Raw genomic sequence first — 19,702 nt, forward strand, 5'->3', positions numbered from 1 at the left:
GCCATGGCCGCGGTGGAGGCGGGCGCGTCGCCTCCACCGTCAGGGGCCGGAGTTAGCATCCGCTCATGACCCCCGAGCTCCTGTCTGCCGTCGAGACCCCTCTCCCACCCGGTCGAATGATCAGGTCGGACGAAGGCGACGGATCCGTCCTGGCCATGTGGATGAGCGACGGGCCCGCCACCTTCGAGCTGTGGGAGCGGCTCTTCGCCGAGCGGAGCCGTACGGGCCTGTGGCCGCTCCTGCTCGACGCCGCGCGTCCCTACGACGACAAGTTCCGCCCCTGGGAGTCCGGGGAGCTCTTTCCCGAGCGGATGTCCGCCCCCGGCTCCCACGACGCGGCCGAACTCCTCGAAGGGTGGTGGAAGGACTACACCGTCGTCGACGAGGACACCGATGTCCTGTCGCCCGCGGATCGCTTGGCCGTCACCGCCCCGTTCGGGCGCTCCTGGCCCGGGCTCGCACCGGCCCTCCCCCCGGTCGACGTTCCTGCCGCCGCGGCCGCCGAGCACGCCAAGGCCTTCGTCCTCCGGCGGCCGAACGTACGCCTGGGGCTCGTCGCCTCCGACTCCGGCACCGGAGCGCTCACCGCCGCCAGCTGGGACGGGCCGCTCAACTACGACAACGACACCGCCAAGTTCTCCGCAGTCCTCGCCAGTTGGGAAGAGCGGTTCGGCGCCCACGTCGTCACCGTCGGCCCTTCCACCCTCCACCTGAGCGTCGCCGCACCACCGACGACGACCGAGGACGCACTCCTGGTCGCCGCCGAGCACTTCGCGTTCTGCCCCGACACCATCTGGCAGGGCCGGCGCCCGAACACCCTCGCGGCGTACGCGGAACAGCTCGGCCACAGCCGCAGCTGGGATTTCTGGTGGGACTGAACCCGGCACGGAGCACGCGCGCCGGCGCGGGCCTGCGAGGGCTCCCGGCGTAGGCGTACGGGCCGCGCCCGGGCCGAGGGACCCGGCGGCTGCGTTCGGTGGTGGAGCTGGCATGATCACCGCGTGACGGATGTCCGCTCGCCCCTCGTGACGGGGACCGGTGCGGACCGGCTTCTGGAGTGGTTGCTGATGGTGTGGTGGTTCCGCAGGCGGCCGAAGCCGGGCGACGAGGTGGTGTCGGCCCGTCTGCCGGCCGCTCAGCAGCACGAGGTGCCGTCCGAGGAGGAGTTGGCCGCGCTGGCGGCCCGGGCGGAGCTGGGCGACGACGTGGCGATGGGGAACCTGGGGGCGGCCCTGCACCTGACGGGTGATCAGGCCGGCGCGCTGCACTGGTGGGGCCGGGCGTGGGAGGCCGGGAACGTGGTGGCCGGGTACAACCTGGGGATGCTGTACATGGCGGCCGGCGACGCGAACCGTGCGCAGGTGGTGTGGGAGAAGGCCGCCGCGCTCGGCGATCCGGACGCCATGCTGGGCCTGGTCAAGCAGGCGCTCGACCGTGGCGACACGGCCGGTGTCGAGCGCTGGGTGCCGGTGATCCTCGGGCAGGACGAGGCGTTCCCGATCACCGCCCTGGGCGTGGCCTTCCGGGACCGCGGCGACCTGACGCGGGCGGTGGAGGCGTTCCTGCGGGCCGAGGAGCTCGGCGACGGGTACGCGATGGAGTACCGGGCCCGGATCCTGGCCGCACAGGGGCGGCGCGAGGAGGCCGAGGCGCTCCTCGCACGGGCGGCGAGGGCCGAGCGGATGCTCTGACACGGGGCGGCGGGTGCGGACGGCTCCTGGCGTGTGGAAAGTCCCCTCAGCGGTTCCGGCGGAGCCGTTCCTCGGCTTCGGCCGGGGTGTCGTAGTAGCCGGGGCGGGCCAGGAGAACGGAACTGAAGTAGTGGCCCTGCTCCTCTTCCGGGTCGTCATCGGCGGCGAACGGGCGCCAGAAGCTCAGGAGGAGGTCAGGGGCGATGAAGGAGGCCGTATCTTCGGGGTCCGCGTGGATCGGGGTGTGTACGCGCATGCTGGTGACCACCTCCCGGGCCGGCAGGGCGAAGACGTCAACGTCGCGGAACCTCACACGGTCGGTGGCGTTCAGGGCCGGGCTGCCCAGTTCAACGGATTCGAGGCGGCCCCGGGTGCAGTGGATCGCGACCATGAGCCCACTGGGCCGGAAGATGTGCTGCCCTGGACGGTCCGACTCCGATACCGACGAGAGGTCGCGGAGCGAGTCCAACGCACCGTTGGCCGCCTCCCGGCTCATACCGATCTGCAGAGGACCGACACCGGCCGGCGGAGCGAGTTCGAAGTCCATGCGGTCATGATGCCAACGCCCACTGTCAGCGGTCCGGCCGGTCCTGACCTGCGGTCATGCCGCCCGGCTGCACCGCCCGACGTCGGTGGCCGGGTGGACTGCGATCCGACGGGTCGTCAGGGCGACCGCTGCCCGGTTGAGATGGGCCTCGGGCAACTGCTTGTGGTCACGGACGTTGCGGCAGGCGCGGATCAACTGGCTCAACGTTCGCTCGACCACCTGGCAACGAGGCAGGGCCGCTGTCAGAACAGCGAGTCGGACTGAACCGGGTCGACCGCCTCCAGCAGCCCTGCCCGCACCGGCGCGAGCGACGTCCACACCTCGCCGTACTTGCCGCTCTCGGTCCACAGTTCCCACAGGTGGCTGCCTTCGGAGTGGGCCCGTTCGACGGCTCGCAGGGCGAGTTCGGCGAGCTCGGGCGTCGGGGCGGGGACCCCGACCGGGTACTCGCGCAGGTCGTCGCGGTACCTGCCGGAGAGCAGGGCGGCTGCCGCGACCGCTGACGCGCCCTCCGAGTACTCGATGTGGTCCTGCCCCTCGGCGACCGAACGGACGGCCCGTTCGATCTCCACCGCCACCTCGCCGGCGGACGACTCGCGCAGGTGGTCGACGAAGTCCAGGGCGGAGTCGTCCTCGAACGGCCCGAAGCCCCACGTCCCCATGCTCTCCGCCTTCACTACTCGCCGAACCGGTGTGATCAAGTCTGCGCCATCGCGGACTCAGGTCAGGCAGGCCAGGGCTCCTGCTGGGTCGAGTGCGCCGCAGGTGCTGCGGACGGCGGAGTCGTGGGCGGCGGCGAGGGCGTCGAGGCGGGTGAGGCGGGTGCAGCCCTGGCGGGAGAGGTGGGCGGTGATGCGGCGGCGGTCGTGGTCGCCCTGGCGGCGGTAGACGAGGCCGGTGTCGGCGAGGGCGTCGACCAGGCGGCTGAGACTGGCCTGCGGGATCAGCAGGGTCTGGGCCAACTCGCCCATCGGGTGCCCCTCGCCGTCGGCGAGGGCGCGCAGGACGCGCCACTGGTCGACGGTGCAGTCCTCCTCGGCGAGGGCGGCGGCCAGGCCGGTGGTGAGGCGACGGTGGGCGAGGGCGACGAGTTCGACCAGCAGGGGGCCGGTGGTGCTCTCCGTGGCCGCCCCTGCCTCCGCCGTGCCGGCCGCCGGGACGAGGTCCGCCGTGGTCGCGGTCGCCGTGGTCCCGGCCGCTGGGGTGCCGTGCGCGGTCATCCGGACCTGCCCTTCTGCCTGCGAGGTCGGCGGGTCTTTCCCGGAGCCGACATCGCGACCATACTCGCACCGGTGATGCTGGAAGCGAGGCTGGTCGACCCGCTCGACGCGCTGCACGCGGAGCGGGCGGCGGACGACGCGTTCCGCGTGGGCCTGGTCGTGCCGCAGTCCGGGCTGCTCGGGCTGACCGGCCCGTCGGCGTTGGACGGTGCCCTGCTCGCCGCCCACGAGGTGAACGTGCGCGGCGGGGTCAGGGACCGCCCGCTCGACCTGGTGCTGGTCGACGGCGGCGGGACGCCCGAGGCGGTGACCGCCGTGCTCCGGCCGCTGCTCGCCGCCGGGGCGCTGGATGCGTTGGCGGGGTGTCACACCAGTGATGTGCACCGGGCGGTGGAGGCGTTGGCGACCGGTCGGCTGGCGTACGTGTACACGCCCCCGCACGAGGGCGGCTCCCGGCGGCCGGGGGTGCTCTGCACCGGGGTCGATCCGGTCGGGCAACTCGCCCTTGCAGTGACGATGTTGACGGACCGTCACCGCATCCGGAGGTGGGCGCTGGTCGGCAACGACTACATCTGGCCGCGCTCCGTCCACCGGGCCGCCGCCCGTCTGGTGGCCGCGGCCGGTGCCACGGTGGCACTGGAGCGCCGGGTGGGCTTCGGCGGTGTCCGGCAGCGGGCCGGGGAGTTGGTCGACGCGCTGCGCGCGGCGCGGGCGGACGCGGTGCTGCTGAGCCTGGTCGGCCGCGATCTGGTGGAGTTCAACCGGGTGCTGCGGCGCAGCGGACTGGACCGTCGACTGGTGCGCCTGTCGCCGGCATTGGAGGAGAACGGGCTGCTCGCCCTGGGTGGCGACGAGACCGGGCTGCTGTACGCCGCGATGCCTTCCTTCTCCACCCTGGCCGAGGAGCCGCGCCGACGGCTCGGCGAACGGCACCGCGCGCTGTGCGGCCCGTCGGCGCCGGTGCTGGACGCCTACGCGGTGGGCCTGTACGAGGGCCTCCACCTGCTGGCGGAACTGGCCACCCGCGAGGAGGGCCTGACGCCGCACCACCTCGGCCGGGCGGCGGCCGACCCGCTGCTCCGGTCGGCGGTCCACCTGGCCCGCGCCGAAGGCCCGACCTTCACCGTCCTGAGCTGAGCCAGGAAAATCCGAGCCGGGCAGAGCCGGGCAGAAGCTCCGCAGAAACTCTTCCATATGGAAATAGTTGGCCCTACTGTCTGCTCCCATGACCGACACACCCGCGTCCCGGGGCGTCGAGAGCTTCGGCTACCGGCAGGAGCTCCGCCGTTCCCTGACCTTCAGTGACCTGCTCGTCTACGGGCTGGTGTTCATGGTGCCGATCGCTCCCTTCGGCATCTTCGGCGGCGTCTTCCAGGGCTCCGGCGGCATGGTCGCCCTGGCCTACGTCCTCGGCATGGTGGCGATGATGTTCACCGCGCTCTCCTACGCCCAGATGTCCCGGGCCTTCCCGATGGCCGGGTCGGTCTACACCTACGCGGGGCGCGGCATCGGCGCCCCGGTCGGCTTCCTGTCCGGCTGGATGATCCTCCTCGACTACGTGCTGGTGCCCGGCCTGCTGTACCTGATCGCCGGCGTGGCGATGAACTCGCTGGTGCCGTCGATCCCGGTCTGGCTCTGGCTGATCGGCTTCGTGCTGCTCAACACCGCGGTCAACTACCTCGGCATCGAGACCACCGCCCGCGTCAACAAGGCCGTGCTGGTCGGCGAACTCCTGGTGCTGGCCGTGTTCGTGACGGCCGGTGTGATCGCGCTGGCCGCCGGCAAGGGGCGCGGCTTCGACTTCACCCCGCTCTACGACGGGCACACCTTCTCCTGGAGCCTGGCCTTCGGCGCGGTCTCCATCGCGGTGCTCAGCTTCCTCGGCTTCGACGGCATCTCCACCCTGGCGGAGGAGAACCGGGACTCCGCCAAGGCCATCGGCCGTTCGATGGTGGCCGCACTGCTGCTGGCGGGCACCCTGTTCATCGCCCAGACCTGGGTGGCCTCCCTGCTGGTCACCGACCCCCAGGCGCTGATCCGGGACGGCGACCCGAACGGCACCGCCTTCTACGACGCGGCCCGCACCGCCGCCGGGGGCTGGCTGGCCACCGTGACCGCCGTCGCCACCGCCGTCGCCTGGGGCTTCGCCAACTCGCTGGTGGCCCAGGCCGCGACCTCCCGGCTGCTGTTCGCGATGGCCCGCGACCGCCAACTCCCCTCCTTCCTAGCCAAGGTGCACCCCACCCGCCGGGTGCCGGTGAACGCCACCCTGCTCACCGCCGGGATCTCCCTGGTCCTCGGGCTCTACACGGCCTCCCGCGACGACGGCATCACCCTGCTGAGCACCCTGGTCAACTTCGGTGCGCTGACCACCTTCCTGGTGCTGCACGTGGCCGTGGTGGTCCACTACCTGGTCCGCAACCGCAGCCGTGACTACTGGCGGCACCTGATCGCCCCGGCGCTCGGCTTCGCGATCCTCGCCTACGTGATCGTCAACGCCGACATCGTGGCCCAACGGCTCGGTTTCGTCTGGCTGTTGATCGGTGCGATCGTGCTGGTGGGGCTGATGGCCACCGGCCGCAGGCCCCGGCTGTCCGTCGCCGAGAGCACGGAGAGCACGGAAAACGCAGACAACACCCCGAGCGCCGGAGAACACCAGTGAGCACCCTGCCCGAGACCGTCCACCTCTCCCCCGCCCCCGAGGACTACGCCTACACCTTCGGCGGCCGCCCCCCGCTGGTCACCGTCCGACCGGGCACCGTCGTGGAGTTGACCACCGAGGACTGCTTCGGCGGCAAGGTGCGCGGCACCGGCGACCTGCCCAGCCAGGTCTGCGTCTTCCCCTACCTCAACCCCGTCACCGGCCCGATCGCGGTGGCCGGGGCCGAGCCGGGCGACCTGCTGGCCGTGCACTTCGTGGAGATCACCCCGGCCCGGGACCACGGGATCTCCAGCACCTTCCCGCACTTCGGCGCCCTGACCGCCACCCACCAGACCGCGATGCTCCACCCCGCGCTGGAGGAGCGGGTCTGGATCTACGACCTGGACCTCAAGGCCGGACTCTGCCACTTCCGGGCCCGCGCGAGCGAGTTCACCGTCGCGCTCCCGCTCGACCCGATGCACGGGACCGTCGGCGTGGCCCCCGCCGGCGGCGAGGTGCTCGCCTCCATCACGCCCGGCGCCCACGGCGGCAACCTCGACACCCCCGAGATGCGGGCCGGCACCACCGCCTACTTCCGGGTCAACGTCGAGGGCGGCCTGCTCGCCATCGGCGACGGCCACGCCCGCCAGGGCGAGGGCGAGGTCTGCGGCACCGCCGTCGAGGCCGCCATGCGCACCACCGTGGTGGTCGACCTGGTCAAGGGCGCGGGCCCGGCCTGGCCGCGCCTGGAGAACGACGACTTCCTGATCACCACCGGCTCCGCCCGCCCCCTGGAGGACGCCTTCCGGATCAGCCAGCACGACCTGGTCGAGTGGACCTCCGGCCTGCTCGGCCTGGACCGGCTCGACGCCTACCAGCTGGTCAGCCAGGCCGGTCTCGCCCCCGCCGCCAACGTCTGCGACACCAACTACACGATGGCCGCCAAGCTCCCCAAGTCCGTCCTCGGCCGCACCCGCGCCTACGACGGCCTGCACGAGCGCCTGCGCGGGACGGCCGCCGCCTACCTGCGCCACCGCTGAGACCGCACCCCGGAGCCGACAAGCCGTCTGCGGCCGGCGGTTCGTCCAGGACCGACCGTTGGCCGCCAAGCACCGTCTCCGGCGTGTTCGAGAGCTGTCCGCCCGAGCCCCTACGATGGCCGCCATGACTACTGGGGGGCCGGGCGGCCAGCTCGTCGACGGGCGCTTCGAACTGCTGGAGCGGCTCGGCGGCGGCGGCATGGGCCTGGTCTGGCGCGCCCGGGACACGGTGCTGCAGCGCGAGGTGGCGCTCAAGGAGGTCCGGCCGCCGGATCCGGCGATGCTCGCCGCCGATCCCGCGGCCGCGTACGAGCTGCGCGAGCGGGTGCTGCGCGAGGCCCAGGCCCTGGCCCGGCTCCAGCACCCCAACGTGGTGATCATCTACCACATCGTCGACACCCCCGAACTCCCGCACCCCTGGCTGGTGATGGAGCTGGTGACCGGCGGTTCGCTGCACGACCGGATCGGCCGCGGCCGCCTCTCGCCGCCGGAGGCCGCCCGGATCGGCCGGGGCGTGCTCTCCGCGCTGCGCGCCGCCCACGCGGCCGGCATCCAGCACCGCGACGTCAAGCCGGGCAACGTGCTGATGCGCACCGACGGCACCCCGGTGCTCACCGACTTCGGCATCGCCGCGCTGAGCGGCTCGACCAGCCTGACCGCGACCGGTTCGCTGATCGGCTCGCCGGAGTTCATCGCCCCCGAACGCATCCGCGGGCAGGAGGGGAACCCCTCCTCCGACCTCTGGTCGCTCGGCATGATGCTGTACGTGGCCGTCGAGGGCCACCACCCGCTGCGCCGCGCCACCAGCCTGGCCACCCTGGCCGCCGTCCTGGACGAGCCGCTCCCGCCGCCGGTGCAGGCGGGCCCGCTCGGGCGCACGCTCACCGCGCTGCTGGCCCGCGACCCGGCCGTGCGGCCCGACGCGGCCGAGCTCGACCGGCTGTTCGCCGCCGCCGAGCAGGGCATCGACGGCACGCTCGGCGGCGCCCAGCAGTGGCCGACCCTGACGAGCGGGCCGATCCCGTACACGCCCACCCAGGCCAACGCTCCCGAACACGGGTACCCGTCGGGTCCGTCCTGGCCGCCCACCGCCACCTCCGGGCCCTCGCCCTTCCCGAGCGGATCCACCGGCCCCCGCGACCAGGTCCCCTACGGCCAGGTGCCCCACGACCAGGCGCCCCACGACCAGTTCCCTCCGCACGCCGGAGGCAGTGGCCAACAGCCCTGGAAGCAGCCGGAGCCGCCCGAGCGGCAGCGGCCCACCCGGCGCCGCGCCGGCCCCCTGGTGGCGGCCGCGGTGGCCGGTGTGGCGACCGTCGGGCTGCTCGGCTGGTCGATCACCCACGGCTGGCTGAAGCCCGGCACCGGCACCACCAACAACCGCAAGGCGAACGGTACTTCGCAGCAGACCGTGGGCGCGGGAACGAACGGCACCACCACCGGCAGCACCACCGTCGGCGGGACCCCGTCCACCCCCGCCGCCACCGCCACCGGCGCCACCAAGGCCCCGCCGGTCACCAACTCCGGCGTGGACCTGCTGACCCCGGAGGGCGCCCGCGCCCTGGTCGCCTCGATCCAGGCCGCCACCGGCAGCACCGTGATCACCGACATGACGGTCTATCCGGAGCACGCCAGCGCCAAGGTGGTCACCAAGGACAACCCCAAGCGCTACGACGACGTCAGCTTCCGCGCGGGCAAGGTCACCACCAAGCCGGGCGGCACCCTCAGCTCCGGGGAGGACACCGTCGACCTCACGAAGATCGACTGGAACCAGGTCCCCACCGTGATGGCCACCGCGCAGAACCGCCTCGGCGTCGACAAGCCCAAGTCCCGCTACATCATCGTGGACTACGGCTGGTTCGCCAACGAGATCACCATCCGCTACTACGTCTCCGGCGACTACAGCAGCGGTGGCTACGTCACGGCCGGCGCGAGCGGCAAGATCCTCAAGGTCGTCACGCCCTCCTGACCCCCCTGCCCTTCCGGCACCCACCGGCCCGACCTCTCCGTCGCGCCGTCAGCTCCCGCACGCCCCAAGCCAGTTCGCGCCCGCCCCGCACTCTGCCTACATATGCAGTCCATCGACATATGAAGGAAAATGACCTATGTTCGTCCTGAGGCGGGCGACCGGCCCGCCGTCCCCGAGGGAGGGCCCGTAGTGCACCGACGTCCCCGTACGCCCCTACTGCTCGGCACCGCCGTGGCCTTCACCCTGGGAGCCGGTGTCACCGCACCGCCGGCCTTCGCCGCCACCGACCCGGACCCCGTGCCGGGGCTGGTCGCCGGGACGGGCACCGCGGCCCCGCAGCTGGTCACCGGCGTGGACGAGCCCGCCCCGGGGGCCGACGACGCCGAGGCCGCCCGCGCCCACCTCGCCGCCCACCCGGACCGCTACCGCGTCGACCCCGCGCAGCTGGTGGTGGCCGGGGTGGAGCGCTCGGCGGACGGCCGACGCACCATCAGGTTCCAGCAGCGGCACGGCGGACTGCCCGTCTTCGGCTCCGCGTACCTGGTCCACCTCACCGGCGAGGGCGACGCGCGGCGCGTCGAGTCGGTCGGCGGCAAGTACTTCACCGGCCTGACCGCCCCGGCCACCCAGGCCGCCCAGGCCGTACCGGACGCCCTGCTGCGCGACCTCGCGCTCGGCACCGTCGCGGAGGGCCCGGCCCGGGCGGGCGTCACCGCGGTGGACCGCGGCCAGGTCGTGCTGCCGGGCGGCGGTGGCAGGCTCGCCCGGCACTTCACCGTGCGCGGCACCGACCCGAAGGCCTGGGAGGGCAGGGCCCGCGAGGTCTACCTGGACGCCGGCAGCGGAGCGGTCGCCCTCTCCGTCGCTTCCCGGACCCCGGGCCGCACCGGCTCCGAACCCGCCGCCACCGCCGGTCCCGAGCACGCGACCACCGGCCCCGAGCGCGCCGCCACCGGCCCCGAGCGCGCCGCCACCGCCGGCCTCGAACCCGCCGTCGGCACCGTGCCGGACGTCCACGGCCGCCCGGTCCCGGTGAACCTCGCCCGACTCCCGGACGGCACCTACCAGTTGATCGACCTCACCCGCCCCGCCCGGCTGACCGTCCACGACGCCGGCGGCCGGGACGAGTACGAGGTGGGCGGCCCGCTGCCCGAGGGTGTCGGCCCGGTCTCCTCGCCGACGCCCGACTTCCCGGCCTCGCTGGCCGCCACCGGGGCCGCCGAGGCGCAGCGCAACTCCGCCGCCGTGTACGACTTCTTCCACGACCGGCTCGGCCGCAACGGGATCGACGGCAAGGGCGGCCCGATCGACGCCGTGGTGAACGTGACCCGCTGGGGCGGCGAGAGCCTGCCGAACGCCTTCTGGGGCAGCGGGCGGATGACGTACGGCGGCGGCAACGCCAAGTTCTACCCGTTCGCCGCGGCGCTCGACGTGGCCGGCCACGAGATGACGCACGGGATCGTCGAGAACACCGCCGAGCTGGTCCTGCGCGGCCAGTCCGGCGCCCTCGACGAGGCCATCGCCGACTACTTCGGCAACGCGGTGGAGGTCACCGCGCTCGGCATGCCGATGACCGACCCGCGGGCCGCGCTGCTCGGCGAGTCCCTCTGCCGCACCGGCACCCCGGAGGCCTGCGCCGAGCGCCGCTTCGACACCGGCCGCTCCACCGTCAAGGACTACGTCGGCTTCCCGGTGGACTTCTCCGAGGACTCCGTGCACGACAACTCGGACATCATGAGCGGCGCGCTCTGGGACATCCGGCGCACCCTGGACCCGCTGGTCGCCGACCGGCTGGTCCACCGGGCGCTCACCGAGTACCTCACCCCGCTGGACACCTTCGTCGACGCGCGCAACGCGGTGCTCGCCGCCGGGCGTTCGATGGGCCTGACGCGCGCTCAACTCCGTTCGGTGACGGCCGCCTTCGACGCGCACGGGATCAAGGAGGGCTGGGAGCGGCGGATCGGCATGGACAGCCGCACCGTGCTCGGACCGCTCACCGACGGCACGGCGAACTGGCCGGACGTGGCCGACGGCCGCTGGGTGATGGCCACCGGCGCGGACGGCTACCTGCGCGTGCTCACCGGGCGGGTCGGCAGCTCCGCCGAGCCGGTCCAGCTGAGCCCGGTGGGCGAGCAGCTCTCGCACGGCTACCCCGCCACCGACGGCACCCTCGCGGCCTGGATCGCCGAGGGCTCGACCGGCTCCGCCCCGCGCGAGTGGTCGGTACTGGTCCGCCCGCTGGACGGCGGCGCCACCCGCACCGTGTACGGCGCCCCCGGGCGGCAGGTCACGGAGGTCCGGGTCGCCGGCCGCCACATCGCCTTCCAGGCACTGGACTTCAGCACCGGCCGCACCCTGCCCTGGCTCTCGGTGGACGGTGCGCCGGCCGCCCCGCTCGCGCTGCCCGACGGCCACAGCGGGCAGTCCGTCTCGCTCCGCGGCGACCTGCTCGCCTTCGTCGAGCGCTGGCAGGAGGGCGAACGCACCGTGTACGCGCCGACCGTCCGCTCGCTCTCCACCGGTGCGGTGCTCGCCCGGTACGTCGTCGGCGCGAGCGGCTCCGAGGAGAGCGAGGTGGCCCGCACGCTGCTGACCGCCGACCGGCTGCTCTGGCTCCAGACGCCGAGCGACCGGAGCCGCGGCACCTCGATCCGCTCCGCCGCCCTCGACGGCTCCGGCGTGACCGACCTGCTGACCGGCAGCGCCGCCGACCCGCGCCCGATCAGCGAACTGACCGCCTCCGAACGGGCCGTCACCTTCGCCCACGGCTTCACCTGGCCGAAGGGCCGCCGCGTCACCAACGCCGACCTGCCCAAGATCTGGCAGCTCCCGATCGGCGGCGGCACCCCGCAGCGCTACTCCTGCAACCGCGGCGGCCAGTACACGCCGGTCGCCGACCGGGGCACCCGGGTCCTGTGGGCGGACGCCACCGCGGGCCGCACCGACCTGGTGGTGCGCGAGCGGCCGGCCGTCACCTGCTGAGCACCCGGGCCTGAGCCCCGCCGGGGCTCAGGCCCGGGCCACCGACTGCGGGAAGGTGAAGACGCCGTCCGGGTCGTAGGCGCTCGAAACCGCCTTCAGGCGGGGGAGGTTGGCGCCGTAGTAGGCGGTGCCCCAGTCGGGGAGGGTCGCGTCGATGTAGTTGACGTACGCTCCCGTGGCCCCGAGGGTGGCCAGGCCGTCGCGGACCGCGTCGACCGAGGCGGTGACGGCGGCCTGGTCCGCGCGGGTGGCGCTCGCGTAGACCTGGGCGGAGGCCAGGGCCGAGCGGTGCGGGAACGCCGTTGCGTCCGGGGCGAGTTCGGCCACGGCGCCGCCGAGCGAGTCCAGCAGGAGGTCCAGCCCGGCGCGGCCGTCGAGCAGGGCGACCAGGCGGCCGGCGTCCACGGCGGAGCCGAGCATCCGGGAGACGGCGACGAAGGAGGCCCGGGGCAGGCGGCCGCCCTCGGAGACGGGGTGGCACTGGGCGATGGTGTCGTTGGCGCAGCCGGCCATGTACTTCATGGCGTCGAGGTAGCTCTTGGCCTGCGCGGTGCGGCTGGTCGGCCGTACACCCACCCGGGCCACCAACGCGTCCAGCAGCGGCGCGAGTTCGGCCGGCGGGCCGACGTAGCAGCCGCCGGCCCGGGCGGTGGGCGGGGTGCCGCCGGAGACCACGCAGTTGGACCAGAGCTCCGGCGGGGCGTCGGCGATCCACTCCTGCCAGGCGCCGACCAGCTCGGCCGCCGAACCGACCGGGAAGCGCAGGGCGAAGACGGTGAGGTCGGGTGCGGGGGCGGTGCGGAAGGTGAAGGAGGTGACCACACCGAAGTTGCCGCCACCGCCGCCGCGCAGCGCCCAGTACAGGTCCGGCTCGCACTCCTCGGAGACGGTCAGCACCCGGGAGTCGGCCGTCACCAGTTCCGCGCCCACCAGGCGGTCGCAGGTCAGCCCGTACGCGCGGGCCACCACCCCGATCCCGCCGCCGAGGGTGAGCCCGCTGACGCCGACGGTCGGGCAGGAGCCCGCCGGGAGCAGCCGGCCGGCCGCCGCCAGGGCAGCGTAGACCTCGATCAGGCGGGCCCCGGCGCCGACCCGGGCGGTGCCGTCGGCGTCCACCTCGACCCGGGCCATCGGGCGCAGGTCCATCACCAGACCGTCGGCGGGCACGCTGTACCCGAGGTAGCCGTGGCCGCCGCTGCGGGCGGCGATCGGCACCCCGTGGCCCCGGGCGGCGTCCAGGCACCACTGGACGTCCCGGGCCGAGGTGCAGGAGGCGACGGCGGCCGGGTACTGACGGTCGTTCAGTTCGTTGTAGCTCAGCCGGGCCACCGCGTACCCCTGGTCACCGGGGAGCAGCAGCCGCCCGTCCAGCCGGGCCCTCAACGCGGCCCAGTCCGGCGGCACCGCCCGCCCGTCGGCCGGCGTCGCCGCCCGGGCCGTGCCGCCGCCCGTCGCCACCAGCGCGCCGCCCAGCCCCAACGCGCCCAGGAACCCCCGTCGGTCGATCGTCATCCACCCGCTCCTCCCGGTCTCGGCCCCCGCCATCGTCACCCGGCACCGGCCACCACCTGCGGAGGCACCGCCGCGTGCCGCCCCGAACCACCTCAACGGGCGGCGGACCGTCAGGGTGACGGCCCGTCAGGACGGCGGCTGTCGGGTTCCCTCCCGGACGGGATCCGGCTCGGGCGCGCAGGTGAGGCAGAACCGGCGGACCTTGGTCTTGCGGCGCAGCTCCTCGGCCGTGTACAGCTGCGGCAGCCGGCGCCAGTAACCCTGGCCGTGGGGCCGGGTCAGCGACTCCTCCATGGTGGCGAGGTTGTCCTCGACGGTCAGCAGCGTCGGACAGTCCCACCGGTGCAGGCGGCTCCCGCTCCGCCCGTACGCGTACGTGGCGCCCGCCTCCCGCTGCCGCCGCCAGCGGGCGATGTCCGCCCGTGCCTCGTCCCGTACGCACTTCGCGCGCCAGCAGGACCAGCAGCGCATGGTGTTCCAGCTGGGGCAGGCGCACTCCCCGCAGTCCCGGCAGGCCCTGCACTCGTGCAGGGCCGTACCCCGGACCCGCACGGTCGGCCCGGCCGGTGCGGCCGGCTCGGTCTCGCCGGTCCCGTCGGCCGGATCGGTGCGGACCACCAGGCCCTCGGCGACGAGCTCGTCCATGGCCTGCCGCGCGGCGGTGGGATCGGTGAGCCCGGCCAGGGTCTGACACTCCGCCGGCCCGACGCCGTCCGCGGACCGAGCGGCGATCAGGGTCGCGTACAGCAGCCGCGCCCGTGGCGTGAGCCCTCCGTCCAGCAGCGCCCGGCTGTCCGGTGCGAGCACGAAAGCTCCCGGCTGAGCCGCGGTGGATCCCATCTCGATTCCCTCCCCGTGTGATCCGGGGGAGTCTGCACAGCCCGGCCCGTCCGGCGCAACCGACTTCGTCGGCGGGGCCGGGGCGTCTACGCGTTGCGGGCCAGGGCGTCGGCCACCGCGGCCGTGAGCCTGCCGCGTGCCGGGTCGTCCGCGGGCAGCAGGGCGAGGGAGCGGCGCAGGTGGTGGAGGGCCGCGCGGCGCAGGCCGGCCGGGTCGAGGGCGGGCCGGTCGAGGCGGGAGAGCGCCAGGAGGGCGGAGCCGAGGTTGAAGGTGACGTGCGGCTCGGCGGTGCTGCCCCCGGCGCCGGCCAGGGCCTCGCCGAACAGGCCGACGGAGAGGGCGAGCGAGGTCTCGTCGGCGGCCGCGGCGGCCGCCTCGTAGAGCCCGGCGGCGACCAGGTTGAGGATCTCGTACGCGGGGGCCGGGCGCGGCGGGTGTTCCTCCGTCAGTTCGCGGAAGCCCTCGGGGACGACCTCCGGGCGGACCGCGAGCACGACCGCGAAGAGGGCCTCGAACGCGGGCTCGTCCCAGGGCGAATCGCCCGGGAGCCGGGCGAGCCGGGCGGCGTGGTAGCCGGCCGCCAGGTACACGGCCTCCAGGTCGACGGCCGCCGCTCCGCCGGGCTGCTCGGGGGTGAGGTGCCCGCGCGCCCCGTAGACGAAGGCGGCCGTGCTGTGGCGCAGGCCGAGGTCCCGCAGGGAGTCCGCCGGGTGGGCGTCGAACGGCTGCTCCCACACCGGCCGTGCCATCGCCCTGCGCACCGCGTCGCGCGTCCCCGGACCGAGCACCGTCATCCCCGTCCCCGTTCCCGTCCGTGTCCCCGTGCCCCGCCGATGCCGACCGGCGGTCAGCGTAGCCAACCCCGCACGATCCGTCACCGGTGCGGCCCGAATCCCTCCCCCGGGGCGTCCGGCCGCGGCGGACTCCCGACGGACCGGCCCTCGCGGACAGCCAGACTTGAACGCGTTCAATTGATCTGGTTAAGCTCCTCCCCATCCAGAGGAGAGCAGGAGCAGATGAAGATCGTGATACCCGGGGGCACCGGGCAGGTGGGCATGCTGCTGGAGCGCGAACTCGGCGCCGCCGGCCACCAGGTCACCGTGCTCTCCCGGCGCCCCGCCCGCCCGGGCCAGGTCCACTGGGACGGCCGCACCCTCGGCCCCTGGGCCCGGCTGATCGACGGCAGCGACCTGGTCGTCAACCTCGCCGGACGGAGCGTCAACTGCCGCTACACGCCCGCCAACCAGCGCGCCATGATGGACTCCCGGGTCGACTCCACCCGGGTCGTCGGCGAGGCCGTCGCCGCCGCCGCGCGACCGCCCCGGGTCTGGCTCCAGATGAGCACCGCCACCGTCTACGCCCACCGCACCGCCCCCGCCCACGACGAGGCCACCGGCGTCCTCGGCGGCGGCGAACCGGACGCCCCCGCCTACTGGTCCTACAGCGTCGAGATCGCCAAGGCCTGGGAACGCGCCCAGCAGGACGCCCCCACCCCGCACACCCGCAAGGTCGCGCTGCGCACCGCCATGGTGATGAGCCCCGACCGCGGCGGCGCCTTCGACCTCCTGCTCCGGCTGACCCGCCTCGGCCTCGGCGGCCCGATCGCCGGCGGCGGCCAGTACATGTCCTGGATCCACGGCCACGACTTCGTCCGCGCCGTCCTGCTGCTCGCCGAACGGGACGACCTCACCGGCCCGGTGAACCTCTCCTCCCCGACCCCGCTCCCCCAGCGCACCTTCATGCGCGACCTGCGCACCGCCGCCCGCGTCCCCGTCGGCCTCCCCGCCACCCGCTGGATGGCCGGGCTCGGCGCCCTCGCCCTCCGCTCCGACACCGAACTCCTGCTCAAGAGCCGCCGGGTCGTCCCCACCCGCCTCCTCGACGCCGGCTTCACCTTCGACCACCCCCACTGGCCCGAGGCCGCCGCCGACCTCCTGCGCGCCATGCGCACCGCACGCACCGCACGCTGAACACCGGACGGTTCGCCGCCCCCGTGCGCCCGCGTCAGATGCCGCCGCCGCCCGGGACCGTGGACGCCCTCGAACGCTCGACGACCAGGTCCACGGTGATGCCCACCGGGGTGAGGATCCGTTCCAACTCACCGTGCAGGGCTCGGGCGTTGGCCTGCGACGGGGGCAGGAGGGCCCGCCGTACCCGCCGGCCGTCCCTCATCAGCACGAACAGGGTGAGCCTGGCGGCCACGGGCTTGCGGGGGTTGAGGGTCGACTCCACCAGGCGGTCCTCGATCCAGACGCGCTGCACGTCGGCGAGCGGCCTCGGCGGGTCCACCCGGGTGCCCCGGACGACGACCAGCGTGTCGGGGGCGGCGGCGGGCGAGAACCGGAGCCGGGTCACCTCCCGGAAGGCCCCGTACAAGGTCGTTCCCGTGCAGAAGAGGGCCCCCAGAAGGGCTGCGGCCCCGACCGCCGCCCAGATCGGGCCGGGCCCGAAGTCGTACGCCATCATGGCCAGGTAGAGCGGGAAGCCGACGACGGCGGCCACCAGGGCCCCGCTCCCCGCCTCACCGGGCCACCGCCGGACGGCAACTCCCAGGGGCCCCGTTCCTTCGCGCAGCACCACGACGACCCCGCCGGGATCCGAACGGTCCACCCGCACCCTGTCCATGACGCCACGTTAGGATCCGGCCACCCCCCACGGAAGGGCCCGCGCACGGCCCAGGCCCGCCGGCAACCGGACGACCGCTGACCCGTACGGGTCGGCCTGTGGCGCCGGGGTTTCCGCCCCGGGCCCCCGGGGATGATCACCGCCGACCACGGCGAACCGGGCGTGGGCGGGACGGAAGGGCACGCGGGATGGCACAGGGCACGGTCAAGTGGTTCAACGCGGAGAAGGGCTTCGGCTTCCTGGAGCAGGACGGCGGCGGCCCCGACGTCTTCGTGCACTACTCGGAGATCCAGGGCCCGGGCTTCCGCAGTCTGGAGGAGGGCCAGCGGGTCGAGTTCGAGGTGAACCAGGGCCCGAAGGGCCCTCAGGCCCAGCAGGTCCGGGTCATCTGACCGGACCTGCTGGGCCTGCCGGGCTCGCCGGGCCTGAGGGACCGTCACCCGCCGAGGGCCTCCTCGTCGGACTCCCAGCGCAGCAGGTCGCCCGGCTGGCAGCCGAGGGCCTCGCAGAGCGCGGCGAGCGTCGCGAAGCGGACCGCCTTGGCGCGGCCGTTCTTGAGCACCGCCAGGTTGGCGGGCGTGATCCCGACCCGGTCGGCGAGCTCGCCGACCGACATCTTGCGCCGGGCCAGCATCACGTCGATGTCGACCACGATCGGCATCAGATCACCTGGTCCAACTCGGCCTGCAGCTGCGTCGCCTGGGCGAGCAGCATCCGCAGCACGGTCACCACGAGCGCCACCCCGAGGATGGCCAGGCCGATCCCGGCCATGATGACCGTGACGCCCGGGTCCTCCCGCTGGCCCGGCGCGTTGATCGCGGTGACCGCGAACCAGAGCAGGGCGACGGCCACGATCGAGCCGATCACGCCGTTCACGTAGCGGAAGGCGGCGTGCGAGAACACGGTGCCGCGCCGCACCATCGCGACCAGCCGCCAGACGCAGTACAGCGCCACCTGGGCGGCGCCCATCCCCAGCACCACGATCACCCGCAGCGGGGTCAGCGGCAGCGACCCGTCCTCCGGATCGCTGCCGCTGACCACCATCCACAGCATCAGCACCTGGAGCAGCACCGTGCCGGTGAACACCACCCCGAGCACGGCGCGCAGCGCGCGCACGGTGAACCGTCCCATGACCCATCCCTCCATCGATCAACGATGGGAATCTATCGATTTTCGATAGGTCAGGCAAGACGTGCCGCCCGCGTCAGACCAACCGGTCGTGCTGCTGGGCCGCGATGGCCCGGACCAGGGCGGCGAAGGCCTCGCGCGACCGGTCCTGCCGCTGCTCGGCCTCCTCGGCCTCCTCGCCCTCCGCCGCCGCCTCCTCGTCCCCGCTCCCCCCGTCCAGCGGCTCGGCGTACTCGTCGTGCAGCAGCCAGCAGCCCTGGATCCCGGTGAGCAGGTCCTCCAGCAGGTCACGGGCGGGGCGCTTCGGGTCCAGCGGGGTGAGCCGCAGGTCGGTGCCCTCGCCGTCGTCCTCCTCGTCCTCCTCCGCATAGGCGGCGAGCAACTCCTCGGCCTCCTCCAGCTGTTCGCGGAAGGCCGCCGGATCGGGCAGCACCCCGTCGGCCACCCGCATGGCGTGCCGCACCAGCCCGGTGACCACGTCGTACGGGGAGGCCCCGGCCTCGATCAGCTCCAGCACCAGGGTCGGCGTCTCGTACGGGAGGGACTCGACGGCGTCGGCCTCCCGGACCACCTCGGAGAGCGGGTGGCCGGAGACGGCGGCGGCCGCCTCGGCCGCGGCGGCCAGCCAGTGGGCGGCGGCCACCGCCGCCGCGGTCGGGTCCACCTCGGAGAAGAGCGCGGCCGGGCCGTACGGGTTCCGCTCCAACAGCCGGTCGGCGGCGGCGACCTGGACCGGCGAGGCGTCCTCGCGGGAGAGCAGCACGGCCTGCTGCGCCCGGCCGGTGAGGTCTCCCAGCTCGGCGGCCTCCACCCCGGCCAGCTCGGCCCCCACGTCGGCCCGGACGGCCTCGGTCAGCTCGGGGACGCCGAGCGCCAGCAGGGCCCGGCCGATCCGGTTGGCGTTCTCCACCAGCGGGCTGTAGGAGACGGTGATCGAGCCGCCGTGCGGCAGGTGCGGATCGGCCACCGCGCGGGCGACCTCCGCGAAGGCCTCGCGCTCCCGCTCGCGGCGCCAGCCCTCGCTGCCCGGCTCCAGGGAGTGCGCGGCCCCGGCGGGGTGGGTGTAGGTGCGCCAGGCCGCGGCCGAGAACTGCGTCAGCACGCTCGCCAGCCGGGACAGGCCCGCGAGGTCGGTGCCCACCGGGACGGCGGCGACCCGGGCGGCCAGGTCGCCCTCCCCGCTCCCCCAGGTCGCGATCAGCTCGTACCGGACGGGATCGACGCAGTACCGGGTCATGACGGACCACCTCCAGGCTCCGCACCGTCATACCACCTGCCACCGACGCTCCGTGGACGTATCCGCCGCGAAGCGTCCGAACGGCAGCACGGCAGTACGGCGGCACAGCGGCACGGCGGTGCGGCGGTGCGGTGACACGGCGGTGGGGGGGGGGGGGGGGGGGGGGGGGGGGGGGGGGGGGGGGGGGGCGGGGGGGCGGGGGGCCCCGGGCCCCCCCCCCCCCCCGCCCCCCCCGCGGGGGCCCCCCCGCCCGCCCCCCCCCCCGCGCGC

Annotated in this window: 19 protein-coding genes; 9 read left to right on the forward strand and 10 right to left on the reverse strand. The window is 74.3% G+C overall.

From position 1 onward, the window contains the following. Positions 1-65: 65 nt before the first annotated feature. Positions 66-878: a DUF4253 domain-containing protein gene (locus ACIA8O_RS16875; protein ID WP_396294594.1), complete on the forward strand. Its 813-nt coding sequence runs from the start codon at positions 66-68 to the stop codon at positions 876-878. A gap of 123 nt (positions 879-1,001) precedes the next feature. Then, positions 1,002-1,691, forward strand: coding sequence for a tetratricopeptide repeat protein (locus ACIA8O_RS16880; protein ID WP_396294595.1), 690 nt, complete (start codon positions 1,002-1,004; stop codon positions 1,689-1,691). 46 nt (positions 1,692-1,737) lie between these two features. Here ACIA8O_RS16880 and ACIA8O_RS16885 read toward each other — a convergent pair whose 3' ends face one another. The 3 genes from ACIA8O_RS16885 to ACIA8O_RS16895 all read right to left on the reverse strand — a co-directional run bounded on the left by ACIA8O_RS16885 (position 1,738) and on the right by ACIA8O_RS16895 (position 3,458). Continuing rightward, entirely contained in the window at positions 1,738-2,238 is a 501-nt protein-coding gene (locus ACIA8O_RS16885) for a hypothetical protein (RefSeq protein WP_396294596.1), read from the reverse strand. A gap of 242 nt (positions 2,239-2,480) precedes the next feature. After that, positions 2,481-2,900, reverse strand: a complete 420-nt coding sequence (locus tag ACIA8O_RS16890; protein WP_396294597.1) for a DUF4259 domain-containing protein — start codon at positions 2,898-2,900, stop codon at positions 2,481-2,483. A gap of 57 nt (positions 2,901-2,957) precedes the next feature. Continuing rightward, on the reverse strand, positions 2,958-3,458 hold the full coding sequence (locus tag ACIA8O_RS16895; protein WP_396294598.1) for a MarR family winged helix-turn-helix transcriptional regulator: 501 nt from the start codon (positions 3,456-3,458) through the stop codon (positions 2,958-2,960). A 75-nt stretch (positions 3,459-3,533) separates the two neighbouring features. Between ACIA8O_RS16895 and ACIA8O_RS16900 the strand changes: the two genes are divergently transcribed. The 5 genes from ACIA8O_RS16900 (at position 3,534) to ACIA8O_RS16920 (ending at position 12,090) form a co-directional block, all read left to right on the forward strand. Continuing rightward, positions 3,534-4,595, forward strand: coding sequence for an ABC transporter substrate-binding protein (locus ACIA8O_RS16900; RefSeq protein ID WP_396294599.1), 1,062 nt, complete (start codon positions 3,534-3,536; stop codon positions 4,593-4,595). Between the two features lie 88 nt (positions 4,596-4,683). Beyond that, positions 4,684-6,120, forward strand: coding sequence for an APC family permease (locus ACIA8O_RS16905; RefSeq protein ID WP_396294600.1), 1,437 nt, complete (start codon positions 4,684-4,686; stop codon positions 6,118-6,120). Positions 6,121-6,125: 5 nt separating this feature from the next. Continuing rightward, positions 6,126-7,139, forward strand: coding sequence for an acetamidase/formamidase family protein (locus tag ACIA8O_RS16910; RefSeq protein ID WP_396294827.1), 1,014 nt, complete (start codon positions 6,126-6,128; stop codon positions 7,137-7,139). A gap of 124 nt (positions 7,140-7,263) precedes the next feature. Further along, positions 7,264-9,108, forward strand: coding sequence for a protein kinase (locus ACIA8O_RS16915; RefSeq protein WP_396294601.1), 1,845 nt, complete (start codon positions 7,264-7,266; stop codon positions 9,106-9,108). A gap of 189 nt (positions 9,109-9,297) precedes the next feature. Further along, positions 9,298-12,090: a M4 family metallopeptidase gene (locus ACIA8O_RS16920; protein ID WP_396294602.1), complete on the forward strand. Its 2,793-nt coding sequence runs from the start codon at positions 9,298-9,300 to the stop codon at positions 12,088-12,090. Positions 12,091-12,117: 27 nt separating this feature from the next. Here ACIA8O_RS16920 and ACIA8O_RS16925 read toward each other — a convergent pair whose 3' ends face one another. The 3 genes from ACIA8O_RS16925 to ACIA8O_RS16935 all read right to left on the reverse strand — a co-directional run bounded on the left by ACIA8O_RS16925 (position 12,118) and on the right by ACIA8O_RS16935 (position 15,236). Continuing rightward, positions 12,118-13,602: an FAD-binding oxidoreductase gene (locus ACIA8O_RS16925; protein ID WP_396294603.1), complete on the reverse strand. Its 1,485-nt coding sequence runs from the start codon at positions 13,600-13,602 to the stop codon at positions 12,118-12,120. 126 nt (positions 13,603-13,728) lie between these two features. After that, positions 13,729-14,442: a hypothetical protein gene (locus ACIA8O_RS16930; RefSeq protein WP_396294604.1), complete on the reverse strand. Its 714-nt coding sequence runs from the start codon at positions 14,440-14,442 to the stop codon at positions 13,729-13,731. An 86-nt stretch (positions 14,443-14,528) separates the two neighbouring features. Continuing rightward, positions 14,529-15,236, reverse strand: a complete 708-nt coding sequence (locus ACIA8O_RS16935; RefSeq protein ID WP_396294605.1) for a hypothetical protein — start codon at positions 15,234-15,236, stop codon at positions 14,529-14,531. Between the two features lie 222 nt (positions 15,237-15,458). On the opposite strand from ACIA8O_RS16935, the gene ACIA8O_RS16940 reads away from it, so the two are divergent. Then, positions 15,459-16,412: a TIGR01777 family oxidoreductase gene (locus tag ACIA8O_RS16940; protein WP_396294606.1), complete on the forward strand. Its 954-nt coding sequence runs from the start codon at positions 15,459-15,461 to the stop codon at positions 16,410-16,412. Positions 16,413-16,446: 34 nt separating this feature from the next. Here ACIA8O_RS16940 and ACIA8O_RS16945 read toward each other — a convergent pair whose 3' ends face one another. After that, positions 16,447-17,067, reverse strand: coding sequence for a hypothetical protein (locus tag ACIA8O_RS16945; protein WP_396294607.1), 621 nt, complete (start codon positions 17,065-17,067; stop codon positions 16,447-16,449). 188 nt (positions 17,068-17,255) lie between these two features. On the opposite strand from ACIA8O_RS16945, the gene ACIA8O_RS16950 reads away from it, so the two are divergent. Further along, a complete protein-coding gene (locus ACIA8O_RS16950) occupies positions 17,256-17,459 on the forward strand; it encodes a cold-shock protein (RefSeq protein WP_396294608.1) in 204 nt (67 codons plus the stop codon). A 44-nt stretch (positions 17,460-17,503) separates the two neighbouring features. Here ACIA8O_RS16950 and ACIA8O_RS16955 read toward each other — a convergent pair whose 3' ends face one another. From ACIA8O_RS16955 to ACIA8O_RS16965, 3 genes are all read right to left on the reverse strand, one after another. After that, positions 17,504-17,728: a helix-turn-helix transcriptional regulator gene (locus ACIA8O_RS16955; protein ID WP_345285978.1), complete on the reverse strand. Its 225-nt coding sequence runs from the start codon at positions 17,726-17,728 to the stop codon at positions 17,504-17,506. After that, on the reverse strand, positions 17,728-18,198 hold the full coding sequence (locus ACIA8O_RS16960; protein WP_396294609.1) for a DUF2975 domain-containing protein: 471 nt from the start codon (positions 18,196-18,198) through the stop codon (positions 17,728-17,730). The genes ACIA8O_RS16955 and ACIA8O_RS16960 overlap by 1 nt, the downstream gene beginning before the upstream one ends. A 73-nt stretch (positions 18,199-18,271) precedes the next feature. Continuing rightward, the gene (locus ACIA8O_RS16965; RefSeq protein WP_396294610.1) at positions 18,272-19,432 is read right to left on the reverse strand and encodes a hypothetical protein; all 1,161 of its coding nucleotides are present in this window, start codon (positions 19,430-19,432) and stop codon (positions 18,272-18,274) included. Between the last annotated feature and the right edge of the window lie 270 nt (positions 19,433-19,702).

The sequence above is a fragment of the Kitasatospora sp. NPDC051853 genome, from assembly GCF_044452665.1.
Taxonomy (GTDB): Bacteria; Actinomycetota; Actinomycetes; order Streptomycetales; family Streptomycetaceae; genus Kitasatospora.